The 23,305-nt window shown below is 42.2% G+C and carries 24 protein-coding genes and 1 pseudogene; 18 read left to right on the forward strand and 7 right to left on the reverse strand.

The features are described 5' to 3' along the window. Positions 1-196: 196 nt before the first annotated feature. Positions 197-1,360, forward strand: coding sequence for a hypothetical protein (locus tag Q8M62_RS12960; RefSeq protein ID WP_304902188.1), 1,164 nt, complete (start codon positions 197-199; stop codon positions 1,358-1,360). A 145-nt stretch (positions 1,361-1,505) separates the two neighbouring features. Here Q8M62_RS12960 and Q8M62_RS12965 read toward each other — a convergent pair whose 3' ends face one another. Continuing rightward, positions 1,506-2,141, reverse strand: a complete 636-nt coding sequence (locus Q8M62_RS12965) for a GDSL-type esterase/lipase family protein (protein ID WP_304902187.1) — start codon at positions 2,139-2,141, stop codon at positions 1,506-1,508. Between the two features lie 99 nt (positions 2,142-2,240). Here Q8M62_RS12965 and Q8M62_RS12970 point away from each other — a divergent pair, with 99 nt between their 5' ends. Continuing rightward, entirely contained in the window at positions 2,241-3,113 is an 873-nt protein-coding gene (locus Q8M62_RS12970) for a hypothetical protein (protein ID WP_304902186.1), read from the forward strand. Positions 3,114-3,648: 535 nt separating this feature from the next. Here the strand turns inward: Q8M62_RS12970 and Q8M62_RS12975 are convergent. The 3 genes from Q8M62_RS12975 to Q8M62_RS12985 form a co-directional block, all read right to left on the reverse strand. After that, positions 3,649-5,007 (reverse strand): acyl-CoA dehydrogenase family protein, encoded by a 1,359-nt coding sequence (locus Q8M62_RS12975; RefSeq protein WP_092730937.1) that lies wholly within the window; start codon positions 5,005-5,007, stop codon positions 3,649-3,651. Between the two features lie 132 nt (positions 5,008-5,139). Further along, positions 5,140-5,502 carry a type II toxin-antitoxin system VapC family toxin gene (locus Q8M62_RS12980; protein WP_304902185.1) on the reverse strand — a complete coding sequence of 121 codons (363 nt, stop codon included), beginning with the start codon at positions 5,500-5,502 and terminating at the stop codon, positions 5,140-5,142. Positions 5,503-5,506: 4 nt separating this feature from the next. Continuing rightward, positions 5,507-5,737, reverse strand: a complete 231-nt coding sequence (locus Q8M62_RS12985; protein ID WP_304902184.1) for a hypothetical protein — start codon at positions 5,735-5,737, stop codon at positions 5,507-5,509. A gap of 275 nt (positions 5,738-6,012) precedes the next feature. On the opposite strand from Q8M62_RS12985, the gene Q8M62_RS12990 reads away from it, so the two are divergent. Continuing rightward, entirely contained in the window at positions 6,013-6,489 is a 477-nt protein-coding gene (locus Q8M62_RS12990) for a methyltransferase domain-containing protein (protein WP_304902183.1), read from the forward strand. Here the strand turns inward: Q8M62_RS12990 and Q8M62_RS12995 are convergent. Both Q8M62_RS12995 and Q8M62_RS13000 read right to left on the reverse strand, forming a co-directional pair. Then, entirely contained in the window at positions 6,486-7,817 is a 1,332-nt protein-coding gene (locus tag Q8M62_RS12995) for a neutral/alkaline non-lysosomal ceramidase N-terminal domain-containing protein (protein ID WP_304902182.1), read from the reverse strand. The two genes, Q8M62_RS12990 and Q8M62_RS12995, sit on opposite strands and share 4 nt — an antisense overlap. Positions 7,818-7,977: 160 nt before the next feature. Further along, entirely contained in the window at positions 7,978-9,141 is a 1,164-nt protein-coding gene (locus tag Q8M62_RS13000) for an AIR synthase related protein (protein ID WP_304902181.1), read from the reverse strand. A 184-nt stretch (positions 9,142-9,325) separates the two neighbouring features. Between Q8M62_RS13000 and Q8M62_RS13005 the strand changes: the two genes are divergently transcribed. Continuing rightward, positions 9,326-9,529: a type II toxin-antitoxin system VapB family antitoxin gene (locus Q8M62_RS13005; protein ID WP_304902180.1), complete on the forward strand. Its 204-nt coding sequence runs from the start codon at positions 9,326-9,328 to the stop codon at positions 9,527-9,529. Then, positions 9,516-9,908 carry a PIN domain nuclease gene (locus Q8M62_RS13010; protein WP_304902179.1) on the forward strand — a complete coding sequence of 131 codons (393 nt, stop codon included), beginning with the start codon at positions 9,516-9,518 and terminating at the stop codon, positions 9,906-9,908. Before Q8M62_RS13005 ends, Q8M62_RS13010 begins: the two co-directional genes overlap by 14 nt. Before the next feature lie 280 nt (positions 9,909-10,188). Here Q8M62_RS13010 and Q8M62_RS13015 read toward each other — a convergent pair whose 3' ends face one another. Continuing rightward, complete coding sequence (locus tag Q8M62_RS13015; RefSeq protein WP_304902178.1) at positions 10,189-11,523, reverse strand: Xaa-Pro peptidase family protein; 1,335 nt, start codon at positions 11,521-11,523, stop codon at positions 10,189-10,191. 174 nt (positions 11,524-11,697) lie between these two features. Here Q8M62_RS13015 and bshA point away from each other — a divergent pair, with 174 nt between their 5' ends. From bshA to cysD, 13 genes and pseudogenes are all read left to right on the forward strand, one after another. Next, positions 11,698-12,834 (forward strand): N-acetyl-alpha-D-glucosaminyl L-malate synthase BshA, encoded by a 1,137-nt coding sequence (gene bshA / locus Q8M62_RS13020; protein WP_304902177.1) that lies wholly within the window; start codon positions 11,698-11,700, stop codon positions 12,832-12,834. A gap of 123 nt (positions 12,835-12,957) precedes the next feature. Next, positions 12,958-13,584 (forward strand): sterol desaturase family protein, encoded by a 627-nt coding sequence (locus Q8M62_RS13025; RefSeq protein WP_304902176.1) that lies wholly within the window; start codon positions 12,958-12,960, stop codon positions 13,582-13,584. A gap of 249 nt (positions 13,585-13,833) precedes the next feature. Beyond that, positions 13,834-14,667 (forward strand): epimerase, encoded by an 834-nt coding sequence (locus tag Q8M62_RS13030; RefSeq protein ID WP_304902175.1) that lies wholly within the window; start codon positions 13,834-13,836, stop codon positions 14,665-14,667. Between the two features lie 296 nt (positions 14,668-14,963). Further along, entirely contained in the window at positions 14,964-16,850 is a 1,887-nt protein-coding gene (htpG, locus tag Q8M62_RS13035) for a molecular chaperone HtpG (protein ID WP_304902174.1), read from the forward strand. Between the two features lie 370 nt (positions 16,851-17,220). Then, positions 17,221-17,874: a hypothetical protein gene (locus Q8M62_RS13040; RefSeq protein WP_304902173.1), complete on the forward strand. Its 654-nt coding sequence runs from the start codon at positions 17,221-17,223 to the stop codon at positions 17,872-17,874. Between the two features lie 373 nt (positions 17,875-18,247). After that, positions 18,248-18,349, forward strand: a pseudogene (locus tag Q8M62_RS13045) (transcriptional regulator); the annotation flags it as partial. 61 nt (positions 18,350-18,410) lie between these two features. Then, complete coding sequence (locus Q8M62_RS13050) at positions 18,411-18,533, forward strand: hypothetical protein (RefSeq protein WP_304902172.1); 123 nt, start codon at positions 18,411-18,413, stop codon at positions 18,531-18,533. Positions 18,534-18,928: 395 nt separating this feature from the next. Then, positions 18,929-19,129, forward strand: a complete 201-nt coding sequence (locus Q8M62_RS13055) for a hypothetical protein (protein ID WP_304902171.1) — start codon at positions 18,929-18,931, stop codon at positions 19,127-19,129. Continuing rightward, positions 19,126-20,325, forward strand: coding sequence for a 6-bladed beta-propeller (locus Q8M62_RS13060; RefSeq protein WP_304902170.1), 1,200 nt, complete (start codon positions 19,126-19,128; stop codon positions 20,323-20,325). Before Q8M62_RS13055 ends, Q8M62_RS13060 begins: the two co-directional genes overlap by 4 nt. A 331-nt stretch (positions 20,326-20,656) precedes the next feature. Then, positions 20,657-21,073: an Rrf2 family transcriptional regulator gene (locus tag Q8M62_RS13065; RefSeq protein ID WP_304902169.1), complete on the forward strand. Its 417-nt coding sequence runs from the start codon at positions 20,657-20,659 to the stop codon at positions 21,071-21,073. A gap of 73 nt (positions 21,074-21,146) precedes the next feature. Beyond that, entirely contained in the window at positions 21,147-21,425 is a 279-nt protein-coding gene (locus Q8M62_RS13070) for a DUF2061 domain-containing protein (RefSeq protein ID WP_304902168.1), read from the forward strand. Then, a complete protein-coding gene (locus Q8M62_RS13075; protein WP_304902167.1) occupies positions 21,394-22,098 on the forward strand; it encodes a phosphoadenylyl-sulfate reductase in 705 nt (234 codons plus the stop codon). The genes Q8M62_RS13070 and Q8M62_RS13075 overlap by 32 nt, the downstream gene beginning before the upstream one ends. A 226-nt stretch (positions 22,099-22,324) precedes the next feature. After that, on the forward strand, positions 22,325-23,224 hold the full coding sequence (gene cysD, locus Q8M62_RS13080) for a sulfate adenylyltransferase subunit CysD (RefSeq protein WP_304902166.1): 900 nt from the start codon (positions 22,325-22,327) through the stop codon (positions 23,222-23,224). Positions 23,225-23,305 lie beyond the last annotated feature (81 nt).

Below are 23,305 nucleotides of genomic sequence, written 5' to 3' on the forward strand. Positions count from 1 at the left end.
AATGCCCATAAGAAAGAATATCACGCAGGGGGATGATTATCAAAGGGCATTCCATGTGGCAAATAAAAATCAAATTATAAACACATGAAATCGAGCATGACCCAAAGCGACACACAAAGGGATTATTATTCTGCATGCGAGATTCCACCTGCCTGCCGGCAGGCAGGTGTGACCACTAAAAAACAATTATATACACATGAAAACTAACAAAAACACCACCCCCGTCAATAAAGCATTACTTCAGGAACTTTTGGCAGTAGCTGAATCGCCCTGTCTGTCGCTTTATATGCCTACGCACCGAACCCATCCTGAAAACCTTCAGAATCCGGTACGATTCAAAAATTTGATGAAAGAATTGGAAACTTCGCTGCTGACGAAGTATTCAAAGGATGAAATCGAAAAACACCTTCAGCCCCTGGTTGAAATCACAAGTGGGGATGGTTTCTGGAATTATACTTCCGAAGGATTGGCGATATTCAGTTCGCCGGGATATAGTAAAGCCGTGGACCTGGCCACCAGCCCAAAAGAAATGGCAATTGTGGCGGATACTTTTCACACCAAACCGATTCAGTACTATTTACAATCCACAGATCGGTTTCATGTTTTGGCAATAAACCGTCATGATATCCAGCTGTTTGAAGGCAATCGTCATTCGCTGGTTGAATTGGAACTTCATGCGCTTGTTCCTGCTACGATGACTGATGCGCTTGGTGAGGAAAAGACCGATAAGCATTCGACGGTCGCCTCTTATGGCGGCACGGGGGCTTCGATGCATCATGGTCATGGGGGTAAAAAGGAGGAAGTGGATATTGACTCGGAGCGCTATTTCAGAGCTGTGGCAGAGTCCGTAGCGGAGCATTATTCCAAGCCTACCGGCATCCCGCTTTTGCTTGCGGCTTTACCGGAATATCATCACCTCTTTCACCAAGTCAACAAAAATCCCTTGTTGCTGGAAGACGGAATAAAAATTAACCCGACGGCTATTTCGATAGATAAAATGGCAGCTATGGCCTGGGAAATCATGGAGCCGGAATTTCTCAAAAAACAGGAGGAACTTGTCAGCCGTTACAATCAGTCCAAAGCCAATGGCTTGGGAAGCGAAGACATCAAAGAGGTAGCAGTGGCTTTGGTGGAAGGTAGAGTTGATACCTTACTTATCGAGGCAGACCGGATTATTGCCAGCCGAATTACCAATTTGGTCACAGGCAATGTTCAGAACAAGGATATTAACAACCCGAGAGTGGATGATTTGCTGGATGACATGAGCGAGTTGGCGATCCGAATGGGTGGTCAGGTCACTGTGCTGAATCCGGATCAAATGCCATCCGAATCGGGAGTGGCAGCGATTCTTAGGTATTGATTTTATTATTCTTTAGAAAAGAAAAAGCCTCAGATGCATCTACGATGTGTTTGAGGCTTTTTTCATTTTTGTTTTTCCCAAAACATCACTGGATAATAAGAGGTGAGAGGAGCCACTCACCACTGCGAAAATCTTCCAATCGGTTTTACAAACGAATCCTCCTTGCAATCACATTCGCCATGATCGTCAAGCCTTCTTTGTTGGGATGGACACCGTCGGGAAGCAATTCTGCTTTATTCATCAAAGGAGTGTAGAGATCGATGGCTTCTGCCCCGGATTTTTGGATGATTTCGTACAGCATCAGACGCTGTTCATTGTTCATGACATCGGGATTGATTCCAAAGTTTTCGCGGGTCACAGGCACAGGAATCACGATATAGACTTTCCCATCGGCAGGCATGTGCGTTCGAAATTCAGCGATCAGGTCTAGGTAATCTTTTACAAAATCTGCTTTATGCGCCCAATTTTGAGGTTTGGAATCGTTTGTTCCCAGTTTGATCACGAGGACGTCAGGAGTGAAGTCTTTGGCCTCCTGAAACTGAGGCTCGTTCCAAATAGGGAAGTCGCCTTTCTTAAGAAGCGTGCGCCCACTTACACCAAAGTTTTTGACCTCATAGGAGTCGCCGAGCAAAGCCCCCACTTGTAGCGGATAGCTACCGGGGTTGTCTCTGCCGGGACCTTGGGTGATGGAGTTACCAAGGAAAGCAATTCTGATAGGGCTTTGGGCGAAAGTGGCCAAGGAGGCAAAAAGTGCGATTACTAGGAGGGATAGGGATTTCATAGGAGTTGATTTTTGTCAACAGTCCACTGTCAACGGATGACAGCAGGTTGGTGATGTGGTTTTTTCCCCCAAAATAGAAAATTTGAATAGAAAATAACCATGGACTATGGTCTATGGACTGTTGACTCCTATTTTTATCCCATGGCCCTTCAAAAATCTCCCTACCAATACATTTCCTGGCTTTCCATTGATGTTGTAATCGGTGCGATGGCGGGAATGGTATTCTTTGAGGAATTACTGCATTCTAACCTTCAATGGCCGGCATATGTGCTGTTGGCATTGGCCGTTTGGAGTATTTACACACTCGATCACCTGCAGGATGTCCACAGTACGGATTTGCCCTTGTCGCCCCGACGGGCTTATCATCTTGCCCATTGGAGATTGCTGAGTTTAATTCTGGCCATTTCTGTTGCGCTTGGCTTGACTGGCGCATTTTGGTGGTTTGGTTGGGGTAAAGAACTTCAACTCACGCTTGCCTTGGCAGTGATGATTTTGGGGAGTAAATTTTTGATTCGCAAAGCCGGACCGGGTTGGATGAAGGAATTTTCCATTGCGGTGTTTTATGTGGTGGGGATTGCTTGGCTTCCCATCCTTCGGGCTGATGGAATGGATTTGGTTTGGCAGGATCTGATTTTTATCCTTGTTTACATGTGCCTTGCTTTTTTGAATTTGCTGATGCTTTCTTTCATTGATAAAGATGAAGATCAAAATGCCGGCTTTTTTTCGGCAGCATGGTCACTTCCACCAATTTTACTTATCCAATGGATCCGAAAGTTGGCTTTTGCTTTGATCTTTATTTCCATGGCGGGATTTGTCCTACTGTCCTCCTTCTATAGACCTTTTGCCTGTATTTTGTTGCTGATGAGCTTGGTGCATTACCTGACTTTTTTCCAGGCAGGACTATCATTGGAGCAAAAAAGAATGCGAATGGAAGCAAGTTTTATACTTCCCGGGCTGCTTCTTTTTCTTTGATTTGCACCGCGAAGGACGCAAAGGATCGCAAAGGTTTTACACCACAGAGTTTAAAGAGGGCTGTGTTTTCTTGGATCTTTGCTGTGACTAGGACCTCAGGCATCCAATCATTTTTGACCTTGCAAAAAGTTGTTGTGGGTAGTCTGATTGAGGTTCAAAAGGGGATTTCTACTAGAAAAACCAAATCCTCCGAGCTCTCCTATGGTAAAAACAAAAAGCTTTAGCTTTTCTCCGTGACCTCAAAGTGGATTGAAAAGAACTTAAAGTCTGAAGATCAATTCGCACTTAATTCTTGAACTCGTAATTCTCATTTTTCCCTGCCTGCGGCAGGCAGGTCTGTGGTTAAAAACCATTGCAGTAGAATGTTAAATAGCAGTCTGAAGACTGCATTATAGTAGGTCCAAGCCTGCCTGACGGCAAGGCAGGTCTGAAGACTTGAACCATTTGGGTCGCAAGGGGCGCAAAGATGAAAAATTTTTCAGCAGGAAAATACCCCTGCGTTCTCAGCGTCTCTGCGGTGAGATATTAACTAAAATCATACAAAAGCACTGTGTCCAGTAATTGCTCTTCCGACGATCAGGGAGTTGATCTCTTTCGTGCCTTCATACGAATACACAGCCTCGGCATCTGCCACAAAGCGTGCGATGTTATGCTCCAGCAAAATTCCATTTCCACCGAATAGCTCCCGGGCGTGATCTACAATCGAGCGCATTCTTAGCGTACAGAAGACCTTAGCAAGGGAAGCATGCTCATCCAATAATTCGCCTTGATCCTGCATCTCCGAAAGCCGGAAAACCATCGTCTGCATAGCTGTGAGATCCCCCAACATAGTCACCAATAGATCCTGTACCAATTGAAATGATGCGATCGGTCGGCCAAATTGAATCCGCTCGTTGGTATAGGCCAAAGCCAACTCATACGCACCTCGTGCACATCCTACCGCCTGCCAGGCTACACCGGCACGGGTCATGCGAAGGACTTTTGCGGTATCCCGGAATGAGTTCGCCTCCTGTAACCGGTCTGTTTCCGGGACTGCACAGTTGGTCAGGGTGATGAGTGCATTTTGGACGGTACGGAGCGCCATTTTGTCTTCCATCTTTTCCGCCGAGAACCCAGGATTTTCCTTTCGGACAATAAATCCTTTGACCTGATTGTCATCCAAGTCTCTCGCCCAGATGATGGTGATGTCTGAGAATGTGGCGTTTCCGATCCATTTTTTCTGGCCATTCAAAATCCAAACCTCCCCTTCCCGCTTGCAGGTGGTGGTCAGTCCTCCTGCCACACCCGAACCCACCTCAGGTTCGGTGAGGCCGAAGGCACCGATTTTCTCGAGTTTCTGCATTTTGGGAAGCCACTCTTGCTTTTGTTGCTCCGAGCCGCAGAGGTAGATTGAACCCATGGCCAGGCCACTTTGAACTCCGAAGAAAGTGGAGATCGAAGTGTCGATGCGCGCCATTTCCATAGCGATGAAACCTTCCAAAAGCGCGGAATGTCCCGGGCAGCCATAACCCTGATAGGTGAGCCCTGCGATGTTGAGTTCGGCCATTTTTGGGATGATGTGCATGGGGAATTCAGCGCGATTCCAGTAGTCATTGGCGATCGGTTTAATCTCACGTTCCATAAACTCCCGGACCTTAAGCTGGATTTCCCGTTCCTCAGGTTTCAAGGTTTTCCCCAACTCATAAAAATCTCCGTTAATGGCAGGGATTTCTTTGGGTTTTCCACCACCTTTGAGCATCCCCATCATTTTTTGTAGGTCAGATTCACTCATTTGTGAGACGAGGCCGACCATTTTGGGCAGGTCCACTTTTTGCGAGAGTTTGGAGATTTGGTCCAAGTCCACGCTGCTGAGTAATTGACGGATTCCAGAGATTTTTTTTAGGATGTTTTTCATCGAATGGGTTGTTTTGGGGATGTGAAGACATTAGACACAAGAAGTTGGATTTTGGAAACAAGAGCCTAGGAACAAGTGTCAAGACACCGCAGGATCCGAACCCTTGGTTTTACCTTGAAAAATGATCATAGGTTATTGAAAATTGACAACCTTTAAATCTGAAATCCAGTCAAAGTCCTTTGTGTTTGCAGTCACCAATTCTAATTTATTTACTAAGGCTGTGGCTGCAATTATCGAGTCTCCTAAAGTCATTTTTCTTACTTGTCTAAGTTTTATCGCTGATTCAACAATGCTTTCAGTCAATTGGATTGAAGGAATCGATGCAAAGAAAATTTGAAAACCCTCACGTTCATGATCAGTCAATTTTGAATAGCCCAAAACTTCTATTTTGCTAATTATAGAAGTGACCAAATTTTTCGCTCTTAAAAAATCTCGAATCTGATCATGACTAGGAGACAATGCATAAATGATGATATTGCTATCCAGTAAAAACATATAATTAAAAAGGAAGGGCTCTATCTTCTCTAATCTCGCGTTGCCATTCTTTGGGATCTTTAATCGAATTGACAGGATGGCTCTTTGCAAGCGAGTCGAGTAAGTCTCCAACTTCTATTTGCTTAATGGTTTTGTTTTTCTCTACCTTGACTTTCGCAGCTTCCCCTTTGACCAATTCAAGGATTTTATCAATTAAATCAGATTGGCTAGTTTCTATAGTGATTTTCAAGTCCATATCAGAATCATTTTTTTCAAGTTAAAGATAATCACAATTAAATGATCAATTTTCAAACGCAATTATCAGTGTTTAGTATAGGTTAATTCTTGAAGAGTGTTCATTGATTTTCTTGCGTCTTGATACTTTTGTCTTCCTACTCGCTTCTACCTTTTACTCATGTCAGACGCCTATGGTTTCCTTGCTCCCTTTTACCAGCTAATTTCAAGACTGGTTTTCGGAGGGGACTTAATCTACGCAAATCAAGCCTTTTTGGAAGGAGTTGAAGGTAAAAGTTGTTAATCATCGGCGGTGGGGATGGCGAGGCCTATCGGAATTTTGAGGGAAATGTGGAGGGTGAGTATTGGGAATTGTCGCCACGGATGACCCAATTGGCAAAAAGAAATCTTAAAGCTTCGGGATTAAAAATTCAAAACGGGTCTTGGCCAAGTACAGGAAAATTTGACCGGGTTTACTTGCCCTTTGTACTCGATACTTTGCCTGATAATGAGATTACAATACTGCTCTCGGAAATAAAAGTGGCTCTTTTGGAGGATGGCAAAATCGTGGTTTCTGACTTTTTTGATCCGGTAGGTATTCAGCAAAAATTGATTCAGAAAGGAATGATTGGCTTTTTCCGGCTTATTACTTTACATCGAAGAAAGGATCTTCCCAGTTTAAACAGTCTGTTTAAAAATGCGGGATTTGAATTGAATCATGAAAAATGCTGGCGAAAAGGATGGATCCGGGCCCAAGTTTGGCAAGCTGTTTAGCGTCCTGATTTTGAAATGGTTTTCCGAATCAATTGATCAAAGTAGTGGCCATTTCCCGGGCCATACCAGTTGGTTTCCCTGACTTCATGGTAGTGTTCATCATAGAGTTCGTCGGGCGTAATGTAGCCGATATAGCCACCGTTGAAAGTAGTAACGATCAGGTTGAGCCCCTTTTCTTTGGCGAGCTTTTCCCATTCTTCATAAAAAACGCCGGAGATTTCTCCACTTGATGTGATCAATAATAAGTTGCCGATTTGGGTGAAATCAAGGTGCGGATTGGTCTCTCCAAGCAAATAATTGAAAAGCCAAGGGCGGATTCTGAGATTGTCAGTTATCCGCAAATGCGGTTCGCGGAGGCCGATATCTAAGCGTGAGTGAAGAATCCGGGGAGTCTTCAAGGTGGCAAACTGAGTCATTCGAAGCCAAATGGCGGAATCCAAACTTGCAGCATAGGCCTGAACTTTTTCTGGAGTATTTCCCGGAGAAAGGGGTCTGTGGCTTCCGACAGTCCCCGCTGCAAATAGGGCAAACTCATATTCTCTTGCTTCCAAGGCACGAGTCAGGTATTTGGGGTAGTCACCGGATAAGCCCATAAATTTCGAACTCAAACAGGTTGCATGTGCAGAGTAGGTAAATAGGGATGCCTTTTTACCTGAATTTTTGGTAAAAATTAACTGCCGTACAAATGGATCATAAGGCGCATCTTTGATAAAACGATTTGCCACATATTTCCCTGCATCGACTTTGCGATAGCTAAGTGAAACGGTGTCCTGAGTGGAAATCGCAGAGCGGAGCGCTTCGATACTTTTGTTTACCAAATGGTCCACGATCTCTTGGTCATAACCTCCGAAAGCCAGTTTGCCCATCGCCCCGGGCATATAGCCGCTCATACCTGAATGGGTATGGGTCGCGGTGAAAATCAACTGATCAGGTGCTGAGCCGGAGTTTGCGACTCCCTCTTCAACAGCTTTTGCCAAAGCAGGGTGGACAATCAAAAGTTCAAAATTTAGCCAGGCGATTTGGGTTTTGCCATTGCTCAGCGTGATGGCTTTGACAAAGCTGCTGTCCTGTACAAATTCATAGGGGCCACGCGGGGCATAGCCCACCAAGTCAACAGGTTTATCCGGTGTTACATTGGCTTTTCCCCAACCTGCCAACCAAAAGCCACCTTCAGAACCTTGCCAAGGTGTTTTTTCAAGTCGATCGAAAGTTTCGTGGTAAAACTCCTGTTCTTCAATCGGTGAGCGATCTACCGTGGTGATGGTGGTAAGGATAATCAGGAGGAGAACCCCAAAAGACCAAGAGAGAATTTTTAAAAAGCGAGACAAAGGATTTACGATTTTTGATTTACGAGGTGTCGACAATTTTCATCGCAAGTATAAATTCGCGACTTTTTTTCAATTGCGAACATCGAATGTTGAATAACGAATGTCGAAGATTCCCATCGATTACCAGTTACTTGTTTTCCCCCTTCAGGGGGTCAGGGGGTCAATACTCAAACGTCCCGTACTGACTCTGAATCGTGACTTTTTTGGTTTCGTGAGGCTCGACTCGACCAATGATTTTGGCCTCTACGCCGTATGATTCCGCGATGTCGATGATTTCCTCGGCGTAGCGCTCATCGAGGTAAATCTCCATCCGATGACCCATGTTGAAGACCTTATACATCTCTTTCCAGTCTGTTCCGCTTTCTTCCTGAATAACCCGGAACAATGGTGGAGTTTCAAACAGGTTATCTTTGATGACGTGAACTTTGTCCACAAAATGCAGGACTTTGGTCTGTGCCCCTCCGCTGCAATGCACCAGCCCATGAACATGCGGACGCAGATAGTTGAGGACATCCACCATGATCGGAGCGTAGGTTCGGGTTGGGGAAAGGACGAGCTTGCCCATGTTGACCGGGGCACCCGGAGCGGGATCGGTCAGATTATATTTTCCGGAGTAAACCAGATCCTCAGGAACAGCCGGATCAAAGCTTTCAGGGTATTTGGTTTTGAGAAGTTTATTGAAAATGTCGTGACGGGCTGAAGTCAGGCCATTTGAGCCCATTCCACCATTGTACCCAGTCTCATAATTGGCTTGGCCAAAAGATGAAAGCCCAACGATCACATCTCCCGGTTGGATTTTGTCATTGGAAATAACATCCTCGCGACGCATTCGGCAAGTAACTGTGCTGTCTACGATAATCGTCCGTACCAAGTCTCCCACATCGGCAGTTTCTCCTCCGGTGAGCACGACATTTACACCGTTGTCTCGGAGCATTTGCAGGACTTCTTCCGTGCCTTGAATAATGGCAGCGATTACTTCTCCAGGGATCAGGTTTTTGTTTCTTCCGATGGTGGAGGAAACCAATATATTATTGATTGCACCTACACAAAGCAGGTCATCCGTATTCATGATGATGGCGTCCTGCGCAATTCCTTTCCAGACACTGAGGTCACCCGTTTCTTTCCAATACAGGTAGGCCAGGGAAGATTTGGTACCTGCGCCGTCAGCGTGCATGATATTGCAGTACTCCGGATCATTGCCGAGCGTGTCTTCCACGATTTTGCAAAAAGCCTGCGGAAAAAGGCCTTTGTCAAGCTTGGAAATGGCGTTGTGCACGTCTTCTTTGGATGCGGAAACTCCGCGCTGCATATAGCGCTCGTTCATGACGGAGAAAGATTTGGTTAGGGCAAAGGTAGCCAATTGAAAAATTGGAAGATTGAAAAATTTGAAAATTGTAAGGTTTGTAAACAGGGAAGATTAAACACGCTTTTTAAATAAATCAGCTTTCAAAATTTTGAATCAGAGAACCCTCAATAATCAAAATGTGTATATTATAAAAAAGGTACACATGAGAACAAATATTGATATTGACGAAGAGTTGATTCGTGAAGCAATGAAGCTAACGGGAATCACGACGAAAAAAGGAGTGGTTGAAAAGGCTCTTGCGAACTTGGTTTCCCTTAAGAAGCAGGAAAAAATTAAGCAGATTAGAGGGAAATATCAATGGGAAGGAGATCTTGACGAAATGAGAGAAAATCGTGATTTTGGTTGACAGCTCAGTTTGGATTTCTTACTTAAATGGTAAAAACACGAAAGAAGCAGAGTTTCTTAGTCGTTTTATTGGATTGGAAAATATTCAGATGACAGACTTGATCTTTACTGAGATTCTTCAGGGATACCGCGATGATTCTGTTTTTAATGACGTGAAAAGCTTTCTGAATGAGTTTCCCTTTGCAATTATGGGAAGTCATGAGTTGGCTTTAAAATCTGCCCAGAATTACCGCTTCCTAAGAAAAAAAGGAATCGCAATCCGCAAAATTATCGATTCTTATATTGCTACCTATTGTATTGAAAAGGACATGACTATACTCCATTCCGATAAAGATTTCGAGCCCTTTGTAGCGCATTTGGGATTGAAGTCGATTTTGTGAAACAAGTCTTTACGATCATGCACGGAAATTTACAAAATCCCCCTAGCCCCCTTTAAAAGGGGGAATCGCCTCAATCGAGATATCAAGCCAACATTCATATAGTTGCAATCAAGGCGAGCAGAAAACTATATTTCAGCTTTGAATTAATTGAGATCATTGTAGTCCTTTTGAAGGCTTTAATCGAATTCTTGTGCTGAGCGAAGTCGAAGCATCCTAATTCACAAAAAGAAAAGGCCGGTTTCCCAGCCTTCTTATATCTTTCATCTCCACTCCAATCTTCCTACTTTTTCCCCACCAAAATCAAGTCTTCCTGTGGTGTGATCAGATATTCCGCTCCGGTATCAGTGACTACTGCCATTTCTTCTACTGAGATCGTCTTCTCGGTCCCGTCAGCCTGTTTCCAGCAGTGGAATCCGTCAAAAGCAAAAGTCATCCCTTTTTTCAATAATTTCTGAGCGGCAGGCCTTGGAGTAGGAATTCTCGCTCCGCCTAGATTTGGGCCTACATCATGAGCGACATAACCGACTGGGTGACCGGTGCTCCAGGGTACATACAGCGAACCGTTGGCATCCATCAGGTCGCGCTGTGCCCGATCCACATCCTCGCCTTTTACGCCAGGCTTCATCGCCGCCAATGCAATTCGGCTTCCGGCTTTTCCATACTCCCAATATTGCTGAATCTCAGCTGGTGCTTCAGTTTCACCATCTTTCAGGACATAGGCAAAGCGCTGAATATCCGAAACCCAAATGCCGTAAAGTTTAACCCCAAAATCAGTCTGAATAACATCTCCAGGCATAATGACCTTGTCCGTTGCATGTGAATGTCCCCGATCGGGACCTGAATTGACATTTGGGTTTTGGTCGGGATGCCAAGCATCGGTCACTCCATATTCCGCCATTTTTGTTTTGAGGAATTTAGCCACATCAGCGTCCGTAGTTTCCCCCGGCTCGATCATGGCATATGCTTCTACCTGAAAATCTGCCGCCAATTGCGCTGCTTTTTTCAGGATTTCCACTTCCTCCGGAAGTTTGATTGACAGCCACTCGTAAACCAAATCCTCTGAGGATATCAGTTTGGAGGTATCTTTTCCCATCAAGCTGGCCAAATTCAGGTACTGACTATGCGTAAGACCGTCTGCCATCTCATTACTTTCAGAGGAGTTAATTGCCACCTTGGAGAACCCTGTTTTTTTGATGAATTCTACCGCTTTGGCGACGGCCGATTCTCCTCTCGGTACTCGCTCGACTTTTTCATGAATGTCCAGGTCATCCAATGCCGTAGCTTCACCTTCGGGAGAAAAGACCAGGGAATGAAACCCGCTTTGATCATTATAAAAAAGAAATGCCGCTGTTCCGCTTGCATTTTCTCCACCGACGTGGGTAGCAATGGGGTCATTGTAATTTTCACGGCAGATGACCAGCCATACATCGACTCCGGCATTTTTTAAGGCTTCGGGAAGAAGCTGATTGATCCGTTTTTTTCGGATTTCCGGCCATGGATTTTCCCCCCAATAGGCGGAGGGATTGATTTTTTCAGTTTCAAGAGCTGCTTTTTCAGCAGGTTGGCAAGCCCACGTTAAGGCGAGCAATCCAAAAAGGAAGAGTGGTTTTTTCATTGTTAAAATTAAATTTGTGGTGAAAATAGTCAGGTTTTTTTCCCTGCAAAACTCGACTCCTGAAAATGCAACAGGTTAGCATTCAGGAATACAACTGGAAAAAAGGAGTAATTTGAACAAAACAAGGCAGAAGTCGTGTTAAAAGTCAAAATCCAGTAGCAGAAATCGCTGAAAATGAAAATAGGAATTGTTTGTTACCCTACTTTTGGGGGCAGTGGCGTAGTCGCCACGGAACTCGGCAAAGGCTTGGCAAAAGTCGGCCATGAGGTTCATTTCATCACTTACAAGCAACCGATGCGGCTTGATTTTTTCAGTGAAAATTTATTCTATCATGAAGTAGATATCAAAAGCTACCCGCTTTTTGAGCATGCTCCTTACGAACTTGCGCTTGCCAGCAAAATGGTCAGTGTGGTAAAATATGAAAATTTGGATTTGCTCCATGTGCATTATGCCATACCTCATGCTTCGGCGGCGTATATGGCCAAGCAGATCCTGAAGACAGAGGGGATTCAGATTCCGGTAGTGACTACGCTGCATGGAACAGATATCACGCTAGTGGGCAAAGACCCTAGCTATGAGCCTGTGGTTACTTTTTCTATCAATCAATCGGATGGGGTAACAGCAGTATCAGCAGATTTGAGAAAAGAAACCTATGAGCATTTTGATATCAAAAGAGACATAGAAGTCATCCCAAATTTTATCGATTTGGAGCGCTTCAAACGCCAACGAAAGGATCACTTTAAAATGGCGATTTGTCCCCAGGGTGAAAAATTACTTGTTCATACTTCCAATTTTCGAAAGGTAAAGCGCGTAGAGGATGTGATTCAGGTGTTTTATGAGGTGAGAAAGACCATTCCCGTCAAATTACTTTTGGTAGGGGATGGACCGGAGCGAGATCGTATGGAGCGACTTTGCCGAACACTCGGGACTTGTGACGATATCCGCTTTTTAGGAAAGCTTGATGCCGTTGAAGAGGTCCTTTCTGTAGCCGATTTGTTTTTGATGCCTTCGGAAAAAGAGAGCTTTGGACTTGCCGCATTGGAGGCAATGGCCTGTGAGGTACCGGTTTTATCTTCCAATGCCGGCGGTATTCCGGAATTGAACTTGGATGGGGTGACGGGATTTTGCTGTAACGTGGGCGATGTGGAAGACATGACTGCAAAAGCCAAGGTCATTTTGGCGGATGAAAATCTTCAAGGTTTCAAAGAACGGGCACTTGCAAGAGCCAAGGAGTTTGATATAGACCAGATTCTCCCCCTATATGTTGCGTATTATGAGAAAACTATAGCTTCAACCTTGACGGAAGTCTAAGATTTATTGATATAAATCAGCTTCAAAAATATTTACACGAAGCTCAAAAACCTTACCTTTACGGCTGAGTTAAGCCCATGAACGGTAATTAATTCATTTGCTTTCTTAACTTATTATTTATCTATGAAAAAGATTGGAAGATTGGAAAAGCCTGACAATTTTGGTTCGGCCCATATGTTTTCTAGTCCAATTCTGGAAAGACTTTCCAGAACCCACATCATGGTGCCGATCACCTTATTTATGTCGATCGCTTCGGTATCCTTTTATTATGCCTTGACTACTACGGAGATTGGATTGGGAATTGGTTTATTGGTGATGTTTTTGGGAATGTTTGCATTCACTTTTGTAGAATACATGATGCACAAGCATTTCTTTCATATGGAACCGGATACTCCCTTGAAAGATAAGCTGCAGTATTCAGTGCATGGTGTTCATCACGACTATCCGAGGGACAAGGATCGATTGGCCATGCCGCCCTTTGTCAGTGCTGCCTATGCTGCGATTTTATATTTGATTTTCAATTTGATCATGGGTGAGTATTCCCTGTATTTTTTGCCCGGATTTCTGATCGGATATACTGCGTATTTGGGTGTTCACTTCATTGTACACCGCTTCAATCCCCCGAAGAATTTCCTGAAAATACTTTGGGTTAACCATGCGATTCACCATTACAAAGATCCCGACACTTCCTTTGGCGTAAGTTCACCACTTTGGGATTATTTGTTGGGCACCTTGCCCAAAAAAGATTAAAAAAAGCCTCCTACGGGAGGTTTTTTGTTGGGGGTTGCCACCAAATCGCCAAGCCGAAAAGAAGTTTAAATTCTAAAATTCTGTAGTACTTCGACATTCATAATTTAGCATTCGATATTCGACATTTTTAAAAAATCAGATTTTAGAAATTTTAAATTTGAACTCTATAATTATGTTACAAAAAACAAGTAACTCAATAACTTTTAACTAAGATTTACTGTCTTTGAGTCGCAGTGGCAAAAATAAATTATGCGAACAGTATCAATCATTGGTCTAGGTTGGATAGGTGAACCTTTGGGCATTCAATTGAAGAAAAAAGGTTTCCAAGTCTTGGGATCCACCACTTCTGCCGAAAAACAGGAGAACCTTTCCAAAAATGGACTCAAGGCGATCCAGTTTTCCTTAAATCCCCATCCCGAAGGAATCGGATTCAATTCCCTGTTTCAGGCAGAGATCCTGGTAGTCAATATTCCTCCGAGGACCCGTTCGGGAAATGGAGAATTCCACTTGGAGCAACTCAAATACCTCAGAAGTCTGCTTGATAATTCGCCTATTAAGAAGGTGATTTTCGTATCGAGCACGGGGATTTATCCTGAAGCGCCGGCGGGGGAAGAATACGCTGAAGATTTTTGCTTGACACATGAAAATGCAGGGAATGACATCCTTTATCGAGCGGAGCAGCTAATGGAAAAAGACCGAAGTTATGATTTGACGATTGTCAGGTTTGGCGGCTTGATGGGAAAAGATCGAATTCCGGGTAAATACTTTTCTGGGAAGGAAAATGTAGCAGGTCATACCCGAGTCAACTTCATCCATCAGAATGATGTAGTGGGAATTTTGACCTGGATTATTGAAAAAGGGCTTTGGAATGAGACTTTCAATGGAGTGGCCCCAATTCATCCTTTGCGTCGTGAGATTTATGAAAAAAACGCAGCCCAACTTGGCATTTCACCACCAGTCAGCTACCAAAATGAACCGGAAGGTTTAGATCGCTTGATTGATTCAAGGAAGATTTTGGAGACGGGTTTTGAGTTTGAGTTTCCGGATCCGTTGACGTTTTCTTATTTGTCGGCAAGTCACTGAGAGAATTGTCCACTTGTGAAACCTCTTATTTTCTAATTTCTCACAGATGACACAGATTATCACAGATGTGTTTGTCTGTGTTCATCTGAGAAATCTGTGAGCAATTTCAAAAACTGGCAACTGAGACTAATTTCTGCTCACTTTCTGATTTATTACTTTAGATTTCTGAATTTCTTTTCTTTCTCCGTGCCTTTGTGGCAAACCAAAATGCCATCTTGTCACTTTTTTCCACTTGGAACAGGCATTGATAACACCCTCTTGTCAAATTTTGTGTTTTACTAAACCGATTTATACCCATGCAGGAAAAAGGCACGATCTCGATCCATACCGAGAACATTTTCCCGATTATCAAGAAATTCCTCTATTCCGACCATGAGATTTTCCTTCGGGAACTCGTCTCCAACGCGGTAGATGCAACCCAAAAAATCAAAAGACTAGCGACATTAGGTCAGTACACCGGCGACTTGGGTGACGTTACCGTAGAAGTGGCTTTTGATGAGAAAAAGAAAACCATCACCATCTCGGACAAAGGCCTTGGAATGACCGCTGAGGAAATCAAAAAGTACATCAACCAAGTAGCTTTCTCCGGCGCGGAGGAATTCGTCGAGAAATTCAAAGATGCCAAAGATGCCAATGAGATCATCGGCAAGTTTGGTTTGGGTTTCTACTCCGCATTCATGGTCGCCAAAAACGTGGAAATCCACACGCTTTCCTATCAAGATGGCGCAGAACCTGCCATTTGGACTTGCGACGGCAGCACCGAATTCGAAATCAAAAAAGGCAAAAAGAAAACCCGAGGTACGGACATCATCCTGCATATCAACGAGGATTCTGAAGAATTCCTAGACAAGTGGAAGCTTCAGGGCATCTTGGACAAATACGCCAAGTTCCTTCCTGTACCTATCAAGTTTGGCACCAAGAGCGAATCTGTCGAAGACGGAGTGGATGACAAAGGTGAGAAAAAGTGGAAGTCTGTTGAAGTCGATAACATCATCAATACGACTGCGCCACTTTGGACCAAGTCGCCAAGCGATCTGAAGGACGAGGACTATTTGGCATTCTACAAGAGCTTGTATCCAATGGGCGAAGATCCGCTGTTCTGGATTCACCTGAATGTGGACTATCCCTTCAATTTGACTGGAGTGCTCTACTTCCCGAAAGTCAAAAATGAATTCGAACTTCAGCGCAATAAAATCAAGCTTTTCAGCCGTCAGGTATTCATCACCGACGAGGTGAAAGACATCGTTCCTGAATTCTTGATGCTGCTTCACGGGGTGATTGATTCTCCGGATATTCCATTGAACGTGTCACGAAGCTTCTTGCAGGCGGATGGCAATGTGAAGAAAATCAACAACTACATCACCAAGAAGGTAGCGGATAAGCTTTCAGAATTGTATAAAAAAGACAGAAAAGCGTACGAAGCCAAGTGGAGCGATATCGGACTTTTCGTGAAGTACGGCATGATCTCCGAGGATAAATTCTACGAAAAAGGCAAGGAGTTCACGCTGCTTAAAAATACAAAAGACGAGTATTTCACATTGGAGGAGTACCGTGAAAAGGTAAAAGCGATCCAAACCGACAAAAACGAACAGACCATCTTCCTTTACGCAACTGACCTGAATAAGCAGGATGGATTTATCCAGTCAGCTGAAAAGAAAGGATTTGATGTCTTGGTCTTGGATTCACCGATTGACAGTCACTTTATCCAGCACTTGGAGACCAAGTTGGAGAAGACCCAATTGAAGAGAGTCGATGCCGATGTGGTCGAGAAACTGATCCAAACTGATTCTACTTACGCCAATCTCCTGACCGAAGATCAAAGCAAAGCGGTGAAGGAACTCTTCGAAAAGGCGATCAATAACAAAAACTACACCGTGGAGGTAGAAGGACTCAGCCCTGAAGAAATGCCAGTGACCATCACGATGGAGGAGTGGATGCGCCGCATGAAGGATATGGCACAGACCGGTGGCGGACCGATGAGCTTCTACGGCAGCTTGCCAGATAGCTACAAAGTTGCCATTAACGGCAACCACCCCATGGTAGACAAAGTGCTAAAGGCCGAGTCTGAAGAGGAGAAAGAGCGATTAGCCAAGCAAGCTTTTGATTTGGCATTGCTTTCCCAAGGTCTTTTGACAGGCAAAGATCTGACTGCCTTTGTAAAGCGAAGTGTGGAGATGATTTAGACCTTTGAGGTCTCCAAGACCTCGAAGGTCTTTATGATTTTGCATAAATTAAACCTTCGGGGTTTTCAAAACCCCAAAGGTTTTCATCCCCGGCCTTGGTCGGGGATTTTTTGTTGTTCATTTATGAATACAGGTATTTGATAACGGTATTCTATTTATTTGTTAATAAATTGTATATCAACTAGTTAAAAATTGTATTCTACTAAGAAATTAAAAATAATTGTATTGATTTTCAAATAGTTATGATTCTTTTATAATTATTTTTCGTTAGAAACTTGGCTTTTTGAAATGGGGGGGGGGTATGTTTAGTTTAAGTTCAATGCGCGGCGAGCTTTTTAATCAATTTCTTTAATTTCTAACCTTTCGAAAAATGAAAATTAAATCTCTTTTATTCTCTCTTGCATTTTTAATTACAATTTCCTGTGATTTCAATGATGAACCTCTAGTAGAAAATGAATCAACACTAACTAAAGTACTTAAAGATCCACTATCCAAAAGTTTTAATCAAGCTCTTGGCAGAACACATGAAACAAGTTCTCTTTTTACTGGAAACAATTCGGATTTTGAAACAATTCGACTAAAAGGGTTCGAATCTATTGATGATTTAAAGAGTTTTATCCAAGTGAACTATAAAAATCCGGATTATGTATTCAATTCTTTGTTTGAAATGGCCACCATTGGGCAGGAAATTAGAAACAAATATCCTGAAGTTTCGGAATTTACGACCGAAGACGTGCAAATTTTAATTAAAGAAATTGCTGAAACTCGAAGAAATTCAAAGAGATCTATATTTTTACCAAGCCTTAGGCAAATGCAAGGTCAATGTGAGGACCAGCGAGATGCTGATTTGCAAACATGCCAAGAAGGAGCATTGGTTGGTGCGGCAGCTTGTGCACTTTTGACTCCAACTCTTTTGGGTGCTTTAGGATGTGGAGGTTTTGTTTGGATAGCTGAGCTTGCTTGTATTCGAGCCGCCAATAGAGACTATGATATTTGTTTTGAATATGAAAGAATAGCATTATGAAAGCGATAAAAAAATGGGAACAATTCTCAACGTTTTTGGTCATTGGTATTATTTGTGCAGGATTTTTCTTTAAGTCAGTTCAGATCCAATTGATAATTCTATTTTTTGGCATCTTAATTCAAATCTATATTTTCTTCCTTTACAAGGAACAAAATATGATTTCATATTATTTAAAAAGAAAAATGGGCGCAATCTTGGTCGGTATTATTCTAATAGGATTCTTTCTCATCAAAAATACCGGTTGATTATAAGTTGTGATTTTATAAATCTTTCCTTGAAATACACTTCATTTTAATCCCTGGCAAATCGTCGGGGATTTTTTCATTCCCCACCTCCGTACTAGGCTATTTGCCAAAATGGAGTATTTTTGAACATGCTTTCCAAAAAGACCAAATATGCCCTTCATGCCCTGACCTATCTCGGCAAGCATCGGGAAAACAAGACTGTTTTGATTCAGGACATCGCCGAAAAATTTTGAAATTAGATTCTGGGAAATAATTCCACAGCTATTGAGTTGCCAATAATGGCAATCACTGATGGTAGACAAAGTCCTCAAAGCTGAATCTGAAGAAGAAAAAGAGCGATTGGCGAAGCAGGCATTTGACTTGGCGTTGCTTTCACAAGGGCTATTGACTGGCAAAGACCTGAAGCCTTTGTAAAAAGAAGTGTGGAGATGATTTAGACCTTTGAGGTCTCCAAGACCTCGAAGGTCTTTATGATTTTGCATAAATTAAACCTTCGGGGTTTTCAAAACCCCAAAGGTTTTCATCCCCGGCCTTGGCCGGGGATTTTTTGTTGTTCATTTATGAATACAGGTATTTGATAACTGTATTTTGTTTATTTGTTAACAAATTGTATATCAACTAGGTACAAATTGTATTCTACTAAGAATTTAAAAATAATTTCATTGATTTTCAACTAGTTACATTTTTTGATTAAATATTTTTCAGTTCAAGACTTGACTTTTTGAAATGGGGGGGGTATGTTTAGTTTAAGTTTTCGGCGCTGAGGACTAATAATTATAACTAATTTAAAACCTATAAATTTAAATGAAATGAGAAAAATAGCTTCTAGCTTATTCGCTTTAGGGTTTATTGTTCTAATTAATTTTCCATCTTCTGGACAAGAAATTGCGCCACCTGCAGACGGTCCGAGGGAATCACCTGAACAAAGAAGGTGTCCAAATGGAAAAATTAGAACAGTATGTGAGCCTCATGATACCCTTGGCTGTGGTGATATTAAAGGATGTGCATGAAAAGGTTGATTTTGGTAATTTGGGAGGGATTAATTTCCTCCCGATTTAATTTTTGGATCCTTTTCAATATTTTACTAATTTCATGTGATGAAAATAATGACGAAAAAGAGGAAAGTGTCTTTGAAATTGAAATTAATTTGAAATCGTTTAATGAAGGGAAACTATCAGATATATATGACAGCATAACCTATGTTCTTCTAAAACCTGATTCATCTAATTTTCTTGCTGATCCATATAAAATTATTTTTTATGATAGTTTGGTTTTGGTAAGAGATGCCTTTTACAATTCTATTTTTATTTATGATTTATCTGGAAATTTTAAATTTCGAATAAACAGTACAGGAAAGGGGCCTAAGGAGTTTTTTACATTAGATGATTTTTCAATCTACAATGATACAATTTGGATTAAAGATGGAATCCTAAAAAAAGAATTAGGCTTTAGTTTGAATGGTGAGTTTTTGGTAGAAAAGACTAGTTTTTTCAAAAGAGCGATGTTTTATAAAGGAAAATCGTTTAATCTGTATTACTTAAATAATGATCCTGATTTTAATTTCAGAATATTGCGATATTCGTCGAAAGAAGTCATTCCCTATGTTGAGAGGCCAAATTATTTAGTGAATAATATTTACAGTGATCCAGCTGGTTTTCAATCGGATAGAAATTTAAATATTTTTTTTAATTTGCCTAAAGATTATAATATTTTAAAGTTTGATTCATTGGGATTTCTTAAAAATCAATATGTTTTCGATTTTGGAGCCAATAATTTTAAGAACGTAGATAGAATTGAATTAGGGTCTGAAGTGGATCATTTCGATTATGCAGAGGAAAATGGACTGGTTGAAAGTATAACGGGATTCCTCATTTTAGATCAAGGTTATTTAATGTATCTGAGGAGAAATGATTATAATAAGGAATATATATTTTTCAATAAGGAATTTAAGCCCCTCTATAAAGGAAAGAATTTACTTAACGATCTTGATTTTACTATAATTAATGAAATGCCTTGGGCATCAACAGGGAGAGATGTGGTTTATTTGATGAATACTAATAAATTTTTAAAAATGGATAATTTGGAAGAAATTCAAAAAGGAATAGGCCTAAAATCTAACCTTGAACAATTTATTTCTAATAATACTTCTTTTTTGAAAGAGGAGAATTACATAATTGCATTTGCAAGGATTAAAAATGATTTATAAAATTAAGTACCAAACAAAATATTTTATAATGTCATCACTTTTATGTTTATCTTATTTTGAAAATTATTTCTAAAACCTTAATAATGCTAATTTTCTTTTATGAATTTTTTCATTTTTAATTCAAACCGAAAGCTTTGGGGTTTGTGTTAGTCTAAGGTGGCGAATGCACTTGTTAAAATATGTCTGGAGTAGATTTGATCTTTCACCCAAACCCTCCATGGGTTGTGAAGACTCGTAGGGTTTATTAATTCCCAATCCACGGCCTCGGTCGGGGATTTTTCATTCCCCACTCCCTTACTAGGCTATTTAGAGAAATCCTGTATTTTTGATCATGCTTTCCAAAAAGACCAAATATGCCCTTCATGCCCTGACTTACCTCGGCAAGCATAGGGAAAACAAAACCGTCCTGATTCAGGACATTGCTGAGGAGCATGGGATCTCTCATAAGTTTCTCGAAAATATTCTGCTCGAACTTCGCAAAGCTGGCTATCTCGGCAGCAAGAAAGGCAAAGGTGGAGGTTATTATCTGATCAAAGAACCTAAAGATATTCCGCTCTCCCGGGTGATACGATTGCTCGATGGACCGATCGCTTTGCTTCCCTGTGTCAGTCTCAACTACTATGAACCCTGTGCAGAATGTAAAAATGAGACCCAATGTGGCATCAATAAAGTCATGATTCAGGTGCGGGATGAAACACTTAAAATATTGGAAAACAAGTCCTTACAGGACATTTTGAACGAAGAGTAAAATTTTTTTATCACAAAGTCTATAAAATTTATAGGGTTTATATACTTTTGTCTTTCCCTTCGTATAGAACTTCATGATTTTAGACCAATTCGCCAAGAAGCTTTTTTCCTCCAAACCCGGAAAAGACAGCAATGCCAAAAGCTTACTTAAATCAATTTCCTGGAGGATTGTAGGCACTATTGACACAATCATTATCTCCTACATCATCACGGGACAGTTGGTGATGGCGGTTTCAATTGGTTCGGTGGAAGTGGTTTCCAAAATCATCTTGTATTATTTCCATGAACGAGTTTGGGAGAATGCAACTAAAGAAAAAATCAATGAGCCAGCAACAGAACTTGTCAGATCTTGAAGCTAAGCTTAGCGCACTTTCGGCGGCAGAAGGCCTGGCATTAATTGCCGACCGCTTTCCGGGGAAAGTGGTCTTCTCTACTTCTCTGGGTCAGGAAGATCAAGTTATCACAGCTTTGATCGCTTCGCAAAATCTACCAATCCAGATCTTCTCACTGGACACGGGACGTCTGTTTCCGGAGACTTTGGACTTATTAAGCCGAACTGAAGCCAAATACAGACAAAAAATCAAAGTCTACTATCCGACCACAAATTCAGTTGAAAAGCTGGTGGGTGAAATCGGAATTAACGGCTTTTACGAGTCGGTTGAAAATCGTAAATCTTGCTGCTTTGTCAGAAAGGTGGAACCCTTGAAAAGAGCTTTGGCTGGCAATGAAATCTGGATTACCGGACTCCGTGCCGAGCAAAGTGCCAATCGCAGCGAAATGAAGCTTATCGAATGGGATGAGTCCAATCAGATCATCAAATACAATCCGCTTATGGACTGGACATTTGATCAGATGATTGGGTATATCAAAGAACATCGAATTCCATATAATCCACTTCACGATCAAGGCTTTGTCAGCATTGGTTGCGCTCCCTGTACTCGGGCGATTATGCCGGGAGAGGATGCCCGTGCCGGTCGCTGGTGGTGGGAGGACTCGAAAAAGGAGTGTGGGCTGCATGCGAGGTGAGACGCAAGAAGCTAGATACAAGACACAAGACTAAAATCTTCATCATTCGACATTCGAGGTTCGACATTCGATATTGAAAAATTGGAGGATTTGTAAAAATTGAAAGTAAGAGAAAAGAAGAAATAACGAACACCGAATGCTGAATAACGAATGTTGAAGGCAGCGTAAATCGTAAATCAAAAACCTGTGCTGAGCGAAGTCGAAGCATCGTAAATCAAAAATACCAATGTCAAACCTATTCATACCCAATCCCAAAGAAGCAGAATCGATCCACATCCTGAGGGAAGTGGCGGCGCAGTTTGAGCGTCCGGTTTTGCTTTTTTCGGGAGGAAAAGACTCCATCACCTTGGTGAGATTGGCTCAGAAAGCTTTTTTCCCCGCAAAAATTCCTTTTCCGCTTCTGCATGTGGATACAGGCCACAATTTCCCCGAGACCATCGAGTTTCGGGACAAATTGGTTTCCGAATTGGGTCTGGAACTAATCGTGAGAAATGTGCAGGATTCCATCGATCAGGGCAAAGTTCGGGAGGAGCGCGGCCGCTATGCGAGCCGGAATACCCTACAGACGACCACTTTGCTCGACGCAATCGAGGAATTCAAGTTTGACGCTTGTATCGGTGGAGCAAGAAGAGACGAAGAGAAAGCCAGAGCAAAAGAGCGTGTATTCTCCGTGCGGGATGACTTTGGTCAGTGGGATGAGAAGAATCAGCGTCCGGAGCTTTTCGACATGCTGAATGGAAAAATTCATGTGGGTCAAAACGTCCGCGTTTTCCCTATTTCCAACTGGACTGAACTCGACGTGTGGGAGTATATCAAAACTGAAAATATCGAGATTCCTTCGATTTACTTTGCGCATAAGCGCGAGGTATTCTTTCGTGACGGAATGATCTGGACTGCCAACGAGCATGTGTATAGAGAGCAGACGGAGTTGGTGGAAGAGAAAATGGTCCGCTTCAGAACCGTCGGGGATATGACCTGTACCGCAGCTGTTCTTTCGGAAGCGGTGACCTTGGATGATGTAGTGGCCGAAATTCGGGACTCTACGATTTCGGAGCGAGGAGCTAGAATCGATGATAAGCGCTCTGAAGCAGCGATGGAGACGAGGAAAAAGGTTGGGTATTTTTAAGTACAAAGTACCATGTACCAAGTACAAAGTATCTTTTCAACTCAGACATCTATGGACTATTGTCTATAAACTATTGACTCA

Origin of the sequence: Algoriphagus sp., assembly GCF_030694375.1 — a bacterium.
Lineage (GTDB): Bacteria > Bacteroidota > Bacteroidia > Cytophagales > Cyclobacteriaceae > Algoriphagus.

Bases quoted from the DNA above. Each gene is read 5' to 3' on its own strand.
- Q8M62_RS12985 (WP_304902184.1), bottom strand. From the start codon at position 5,737: ATGGACTTGAAAATCACTATAGAAACTAGCCAATCTGATTTAATTGAT.
- Q8M62_RS12975 (WP_092730937.1), bottom strand. From the start codon at position 5,007: ATGAAAAACATCCTAAAAAAAATCTCTGGAATCCGTCAATTACTCAGC.
- Q8M62_RS13015 (WP_304902178.1), bottom strand. From the start codon at position 11,523: ATGAAAAAACCACTCTTCCTTTTTGGATTGCTCGCCTTAACGTGGGCT.
- bshA (WP_304902177.1), top strand. From the start codon at position 11,698: ATGAAAATAGGAATTGTTTGTTACCCTACTTTTGGGGGCAGTGGCGTA.
- Q8M62_RS12965 (WP_304902187.1), bottom strand. From the start codon at position 2,141: ATGAAATCCCTATCCCTCCTAGTAATCGCACTTTTTGCCTCCTTGGCC.
- Q8M62_RS13025 (WP_304902176.1), top strand. From the start codon at position 12,958: ATGAAAAAGATTGGAAGATTGGAAAAGCCTGACAATTTTGGTTCGGCC.
- Q8M62_RS12980 (WP_304902185.1), bottom strand. From the start codon at position 5,502: ATGTTTTTACTGGATAGCAATATCATCATTTATGCATTGTCTCCTAGT.
- Q8M62_RS12970 (WP_304902186.1), top strand. From the start codon at position 2,241: ATGGACTATGGTCTATGGACTGTTGACTCCTATTTTTATCCCATGGCC.
- Q8M62_RS12960 (WP_304902188.1), top strand. From the start codon at position 197: ATGAAAACTAACAAAAACACCACCCCCGTCAATAAAGCATTACTTCAG.
- Q8M62_RS13075 (WP_304902167.1), top strand. From the start codon at position 21,394: ATGAGCCAGCAACAGAACTTGTCAGATCTTGAAGCTAAGCTTAGCGCA.
- Q8M62_RS13060 (WP_304902170.1), top strand. From the start codon at position 19,126: ATGAAAAGGTTGATTTTGGTAATTTGGGAGGGATTAATTTCCTCCCGA.
- cysD (WP_304902166.1), top strand. From the start codon at position 22,325: ATGTCAAACCTATTCATACCCAATCCCAAAGAAGCAGAATCGATCCAC.
- Q8M62_RS13050 (WP_304902172.1), top strand. From the start codon at position 18,411: ATGGTAGACAAAGTCCTCAAAGCTGAATCTGAAGAAGAAAAAGAGCGA.
- htpG (WP_304902174.1), top strand. From the start codon at position 14,964: ATGCAGGAAAAAGGCACGATCTCGATCCATACCGAGAACATTTTCCCG.
- Q8M62_RS13055 (WP_304902171.1), top strand. From the start codon at position 18,929: ATGAGAAAAATAGCTTCTAGCTTATTCGCTTTAGGGTTTATTGTTCTA.
- Q8M62_RS13000 (WP_304902181.1), bottom strand. From the start codon at position 9,141: ATGAACGAGCGCTATATGCAGCGCGGAGTTTCCGCATCCAAAGAAGAC.
- Q8M62_RS13070 (WP_304902168.1), top strand. From the start codon at position 21,147: ATGATTTTAGACCAATTCGCCAAGAAGCTTTTTTCCTCCAAACCCGGA.
- Q8M62_RS13065 (WP_304902169.1), top strand. From the start codon at position 20,657: ATGCTTTCCAAAAAGACCAAATATGCCCTTCATGCCCTGACTTACCTC.
- Q8M62_RS13040 (WP_304902173.1), top strand. From the start codon at position 17,221: ATGAAAATTAAATCTCTTTTATTCTCTCTTGCATTTTTAATTACAATT.
- Q8M62_RS13030 (WP_304902175.1), top strand. From the start codon at position 13,834: ATGCGAACAGTATCAATCATTGGTCTAGGTTGGATAGGTGAACCTTTG.
- Q8M62_RS13005 (WP_304902180.1), top strand. From the start codon at position 9,326: ATGAGAACAAATATTGATATTGACGAAGAGTTGATTCGTGAAGCAATG.